The sequence below is a fragment of the Streptomyces cahuitamycinicus genome (genome assembly GCF_002891435.1).
Taxonomy (GTDB): domain Bacteria; phylum Actinomycetota; class Actinomycetes; order Streptomycetales; family Streptomycetaceae; genus Streptomyces; species Streptomyces cahuitamycinicus.
The window spans coordinates 1-5,592 of record NZ_POUC01000482.1 but is presented as its reverse complement, the minus strand read 5'-3'; the positions used below and the strand labels follow the sequence as shown (position 1 = coordinate 5,592).

Genomic DNA, 5,592 nt, shown 5'->3' with positions numbered 1-5,592 from the left:
GTGCGGGGCGGGGTGCGGTGGGCCAGGGCGCGGGTGATCAGCACATCGCCCTCCGCGGACTCGGCGGCCGGCGCGAACCCCAGCGCCCGCAGGCCCTCCAGCAGCCCCGCCGGATCGGCCTGCGCGGCCAGCACGGTCGGGGCAAGCCGGCGCAGCCCGAGCCCGGCGGCGCGCTTGTCGGCGAGGATCTCGCTGAGCACCGCGTCGTCGTCGCAGCGCACGTACGCCGAGGCCGCGCCGACGCGCAGATGGCCGTGCCGGCGGGCCACGTCGTCGATCAGGTACGCCAGCGGCTGCGGCACCGGCGTGCGGGAGTGCGCGGCGAGGAAGGCGTGCAGGTCGGAGGCGGCCTGCCCGGCGTCCAGCGCCCGCCGCACCGAGCCGGGCGTGAACCGGTAGACGGTCGCCCCGCCCTTGGACTCGACGTCCGCCAGCACACCCAGCATGTCCGCGAGCGGCCGCCGCAGGGGCCCGGGCGCCACCGCCGTCAGGTCGGCCTGGAGCAGCACGTGGTCCAGCGGCTCGGGCAGCAGCGGGGCGACCAGCCGGGCCGCGGCGGCGGAGGCGACGGCCTGTTCGGCGGGGGAGAGGGGAGCGAGCGGGGCCGGCCGGTGATGGTGGTGGACGGGCAGCTTGTCCCCAGGGCCCGAGGGCTCCGCCACCGGGCTCGGCGTGGGGGCCGCGGGCGCGCCCAGCAGCGCCCTGCCCTGGGCCGACAGCGCGCCCCGGCCGGTGACGCCCAGCAGCTCCGCCTCGGACAGGGCCCACTCGGCGAGCCGGCCGCGCAGGTCGTCCTCACGCCGGTCGCCGCGCAGGGGCCGCTCCCAGCGCAGCCGGGCCAGCACCGACCCGGCGGCCGGAGCGGCGCCCTCCGGCAACCCGGCCAGCAGCGCCAGCACCCGATGCCGTACCTCGGGCGCCGCCGAGCGGTCCAGACCCGGCCCGAGCGCCGACAACGTACGGTCCTTGGCGTCCCGCCCGCCCACCAGACCGGCCGCCCGGGTCGCCGCCAGCCACGCCGTGACCAGCCGCGACCAGCGCTCGGCGGGGGGCTGCGCCAGCCACTCGTCGTACGCCGGGGTCGCCGCGTACCGCTCGTCCGCCTCGCCGTCCGAGGCGATCAGGCCCGCCGCGTACGCCAGCTCCACCCAGAACGCGGCGGCCGGCTCGGGCACGTCGAGGGCGACCGCGGTCCGCTTCAGGTCCCGCACGCTCAGCCCACCGGCCCGCATCACCGCCGGACCGCCCTCGTCCCAGTCCTTCAGCAGTTCCTCGACGGTCGCGAGCGCGGTGTACGCCTGCCCGGCCGCGGCGCTGTCCACAACCTGTGGGCGGTGAACGGTCGCCGCCTCCACGACCGGCGGCACCGGCTCGGGCACCCGGTGCGCCAGGCCCCGCCGCAGATGCAGGGCTACCTCGCGCGGCAGGACGACCGTCCCGGGCGCCGTCGGAAGCAGCAGTCCGCGGTCCAGCAGCCAGCGCAGCCGGGCCGCCGGATCGGCGGTGACCTGCCCGTACGGCGGCCCCCACACCAGGCGTTCCAGCACCTCGACGGAGTCCGCCGGGGCACCGGCGAGCAGCGCGGTCATCCGGGCCCGGTCCGTGAACAGCCCGGCCAGAGCGGTCACGGCGGAGACCGAGTCGTGCGTCGAGGCCAGCCCGGCGGTCGTGACGATCTCCTGGATCCGCCCCGGGGACATCCCGGCGGTGGCCTCCCGCACGGACGGGCCGAGCCCCGTCGGCGAGGGGTGCTGCGGCGAGGGGGCCAGCAGCTCGCGCGCCGTGCGGACCAGCCGCAGCCGGTCGTCGTCACCCCACACCAGGGCCTGCTCACGCAGCAGGTCGACGGCGTGCGGCAGGGCCGCGACGACAGCCGGGTCGGCGTCGTCCCCGGCCATGAGCCCGAGCAGTTCGCCGTAGGCCGCCGGGTCCGCCGCCACGGCCAGCGCCTCCGCCGTCTGCAACGCGAACCGGTCCAGCCGCTCCAGGGCCCGCACGACCGAGGCGCGGGTACCGGCGCGGGTCGCGAGCTGGGTCAGGTCGGTGGGGACGGGCGTGATGAGATCCGGGCGGCTGCGCAGGAGCGCGCCCAGCGCGGCGTCGCCCCGCGCGCGGAGCGCTTCCGCGAGGGAGCGGGGGGCCGGGGGCCTGTCCTCGGTGCTCATCCGGCCCACGGTAGCGGGTCGCCCCCGGCGGCCGGGGGCAACTGTGAGCCGCCTCGCCCCCCGAACGCGGGACGGGCTTTGGCCGCCCCGCCGGTCGTCGCGGTACCGTCGTCCGACGGCGTCACGCAACGCACCCGCCCCGGAGGGGACTTCGTGGGGATTGAGAGCGACCAGGTCGTTTACGAGTATCTGAGCCGCGTCGGCGACGTGGCCCAGCAGCGGCAGTTGTCGTCGGCCACCCGGATGCGACTGGTCGCGGACCTGCGCAACGAGATCGACAAGCGCCGCGCGAAGACCACCGTCGACTCGCCCGCCGCCGTCCGCCGCATCCTGTCCCGGCTCGGCAGCCCCGACGACATCGTGACCGCCGCGGCGGGCGGCACGGGCGGTGAGCCGTACAGTGCCGCTCCCGCCGCCGTCCCCGTGCAGCGCGAGGCCGAGCCGCAGGAGCGGGCGAAGGGCGTCGTGCGGCGCGTCGTACCGCGTCCCCGCCCGGCGCGGCCCGCCGCGGAGTCGCAGCCCGCGCCCTCCGACGGCCCGGCCCCGCCGCATCTGGCCGCCGGGCACGAGCTGGGCGACAGTGCGGTCCGGCCGGACTGGTGGCGGGTGGACAGCAGTCCCTTCGGCGTGGGCGACGAGGTGCCCGGCTTCGTGGGCGGCGTCGAGCTGCCGGACCTGCTGAAGCCGCCGGCGCCGCGCAAGGCCGGGAAGGAGCAGCCGGCGGCGGAGGAGACGGAACCGGTCGTCGAGGCGGCCGATGTGGCCGAGGTGGCCGGGAAGGGGAGCCGCCGCCGACTGCCGCGCCTGCCTGCCGGCGGCTGGAGCAACCCGCTCCTCCTGACCGCGGCCGCGCTCCTCGTCGCCGGTGCCGTGCTCGGCAACTGGTTCGTCCTCCTGCTCGGCTGGCTCATCGCCTACGCCTCACGCCGCCTGTCCCAGGCCGAGACGAAGTGGGCGGTGGTGATCCTGCCCGGCCTCTCCGTGGCGGGGGGCCTGGTCTGGCTGTGGGGCCGGATGAACGGCCGCTGGGGCGACCCGATCGCCGAGGGCCACATGAACGACGCGGTGGCCCAGACCTGGCCGTGGGTGGTGCGGGGAGCGGCGGTGGCGTCGGCACTGTTCCTGGTATGGCGCTCCCAGCGCTCGCGCTAGCCGGGCACGGCCCTCGCGCCGGGCCGCTCCCAGCCGTCGCGCCGGGTGGGCGCAGCCGTCACGCCGGGCGGGTCAGGGCTTCGCGCCGGTCGGGCGCAGCCGTCACGCCGGGCGGCCAGAGCCCTCGCGCTAGCCGGGCGCAGCCGTCACGCCAGCCGCGAACAGCCCTCGCGCCGGCCGGGCGCAGGCGGACGTCTGCCGTTCACCCCGCCTGGGCACAATGGCCCATATGGCACTCACCGTCGGCTTCGACCTCGACATGACCCTCATCGACTCCCGTCCCGGCATCCGCGCCTGCTACCAGGCGCTGTCCGAGCGGACGGGGACGTACATCGACGCCGACCTGGCGGTCACCCGGCTCGGGCCGCCGCTGGCGGAGGAACTGGTCAACTGGTTCCCGGCCGAGGAGGTCGCGGGAGTCGCGGACCTGTACCGGGAGATGTACCCGACGATCGCCATCGCCGCGACCCCGGCGATGACCGGCGCCCGGGAGGCCATCGCGGCCGTACGGGAGGCCGGCGGACGCGCGATAGTCGTCACCGCCAAGTACGAGCCCAACGCCAAGCTGCACCTCGCCCATCTGCGCATCGAGCCCGACGCCGTCATCGGCGACCTGTGGGCCGAGCAGAAGGCCGAGGCGCTGCGCGAGCACGACGCGGGCGTCTACGTCGGCGACCACGTCGGGGACGTGCGCGGCGCCCGGACCGCCGGGTCCCTCGCGGTCGCGGTGGCGACCGGCCCCTGCCCTCCGGAGGAACTGCGCGCGGCGGGCGCCGACGTCGTCCTCACCGACCTGACCGAATTCCCGCGGTGGCTTTCGGACTACCGTCCCGCGCGCGCCTGACGCCGGCCCGCCGCCACGGAACGCAGCACTCCCGCACCGGCCATCAGGAATCCGACCGCCATGAGCATGCTCAATCCGAACATGTACGTCGGAAAGGGCGACGTCCCGAGGAACAACGGGGCGACAGTGACCAGTGTGGCCACGGCGCCGATGAAGAAGACGACGGCTCCGGCACGGACCAGGCGGTCACCGGGAGCGGCGGAATTCGTTTGGGTTTTGTCACGCACCCGACCAGGGTAGTTCCCAGCGCGAAGGAACAACCGGGTGACGTCTTGTCACCGGCTGCAAGAGCATTAGCCTGGGTACCGGCGGGTCCGTACGGCCCGCCCGAGTGCTATCAAGAGCCGTTTCCAGAAGCAGTTTTCCGACGAGTACGAGGACGAGGACAGACGTGCCTACCGGCAAGGTCAAGTGGTTCAACAGTGAGAAGGGCTTCGGCTTTCTCTCCCGCGACGACGGCGGTGACGTCTTCGTCCATTCCTCCGTCCTCCCCGCCGGAGTCGACACCCTCAAGCCGGGTCAGCGCGTGGAGTTCGGCGTGGTCGCCGGGCAGCGCGGCGACCAGGCACTGTCCCTGGCGATCCTGGACCCGACCCCGTCCGTCGCCGCCGCGACCCGCAAGAAGCCCGACGAGCTGGCCTCGATCGTGCAGGACCTGACGACGCTCCTGGAGAACATCACGCCGATGCTGGAGCGGGGCCGCTACCCCGAGAAGACCGCCGGCAAGAAGATCGCGGGACTGCTGCGCGCGGTCGCCGACCAACTGGACGTCTGAGGCCTCAGGGAAAACGCAGCGCGTCCGGGCCGAGGGGCGGTACGAGCCCCTCGGCCGCCGCGCGGGTGAGCAGCCCGCGCACGGCCGCGTAGCCGTCCTCGCCGAGCCCGGCGGTGAACTCGTTGACGTACAGCCCGATGTGCTGGTCGGCGACGGCCGGGTCCATCTCCTGGGCGTGCTCCATGACGTACGGCCGGGACACCTCGGGGTCGTCCCAGGCGGCGCGCACGGACGTCCGGATGGAGTCGGCGAGCAGCCGCAGCTTCTGCTCGCCCAGCGACCGCTTGGCGATGATCGCGCCCAGCGGGATCGGCAGCCCGGTGGTGTCCTCCCAGTGCTCGCCCATGTCGGCGAGCTTGTGCAGCCCGTAGTTCCGGTACGTGAAGCGCGCCTCGTGGATCACGAGGCCCGCGTCGACCTTGCCGTCCCGCACGGCCGGCATGATCTCGTGGAACGGCATGACGACGATCTCGCCGACCCCGTCCGCCACGGTGTCCGCGGCCCACAGCCGGAACAGCAGATAGGCGGTCGACTTCTCGCTCGGCACGGCGACGGTCCGGCCCGTGAGTCCCCCAAGCTCTCGGCTTCGCTCGAGCAGGGAGGTGCCCCCACCATCGGCCTCCCGCGTCAGCACCAGCGGCCCGCAGCCCCGCCCC

6 protein-coding genes are annotated in these 5,592 nt (G+C 75.1%); 3 read left to right on the top strand and 3 right to left on the bottom strand.

Features of this window, described 5'->3' with window-relative positions; all coding sequences use genetic code 11:
- Positions 1-2,165, bottom strand: a 2,165-nt coding sequence (locus tag C1J00_RS37275; RefSeq protein ID WP_102913341.1) for a helicase-associated domain-containing protein, incomplete at its 3' end; no start/stop codon positions are given.
- 153 nt (positions 2,166-2,318) lie between these two features.
- Between C1J00_RS37275 and C1J00_RS37270 the strand changes: the two genes are divergently transcribed.
- Entirely contained in the window at positions 2,319-3,317 is a 999-nt protein-coding gene (locus C1J00_RS37270; RefSeq protein WP_102913342.1) for a hypothetical protein, read from the top strand.
- A gap of 220 nt (positions 3,318-3,537) precedes the next feature.
- Positions 3,538-4,161: an HAD family hydrolase gene (locus tag C1J00_RS37265; protein ID WP_102913340.1), complete on the top strand. Its 624-nt coding sequence runs from the start codon at positions 3,538-3,540 to the stop codon at positions 4,159-4,161.
- Here C1J00_RS37265 and C1J00_RS37260 read toward each other — a convergent pair.
- Complete coding sequence (locus tag C1J00_RS37260; RefSeq protein ID WP_102913339.1) at positions 4,140-4,388, bottom strand: hypothetical protein; 249 nt, start codon at positions 4,386-4,388, stop codon at positions 4,140-4,142. The two genes, C1J00_RS37265 and C1J00_RS37260, sit on opposite strands and share 22 nt — an antisense overlap.
- A 164-nt stretch (positions 4,389-4,552) precedes the next feature.
- Here C1J00_RS37260 and C1J00_RS47770 point away from each other — a divergent pair, with 164 nt between their 5' ends.
- Positions 4,553-4,936 (top strand): cold-shock protein, encoded by a 384-nt coding sequence (locus C1J00_RS47770; protein ID WP_033312231.1) that lies wholly within the window; start codon positions 4,553-4,555, stop codon positions 4,934-4,936.
- 4 nt (positions 4,937-4,940) lie between these two features.
- On the opposite strand, the gene C1J00_RS37250 is transcribed toward C1J00_RS47770, so the two are convergent.
- The coding region (locus tag C1J00_RS37250; protein WP_102913338.1) for an MqnA/MqnD/SBP family protein at positions 4,941-5,592 on the bottom strand (652 nt) is incomplete at its 5' end.

Coding starts and splice junctions, on each gene's coding strand:
- C1J00_RS37265 (WP_102913340.1), top strand. CDS start 3,538: ATGGCCCATATGGCACTCACCGTCGGCTTCGACCTCGACATGACCCTC.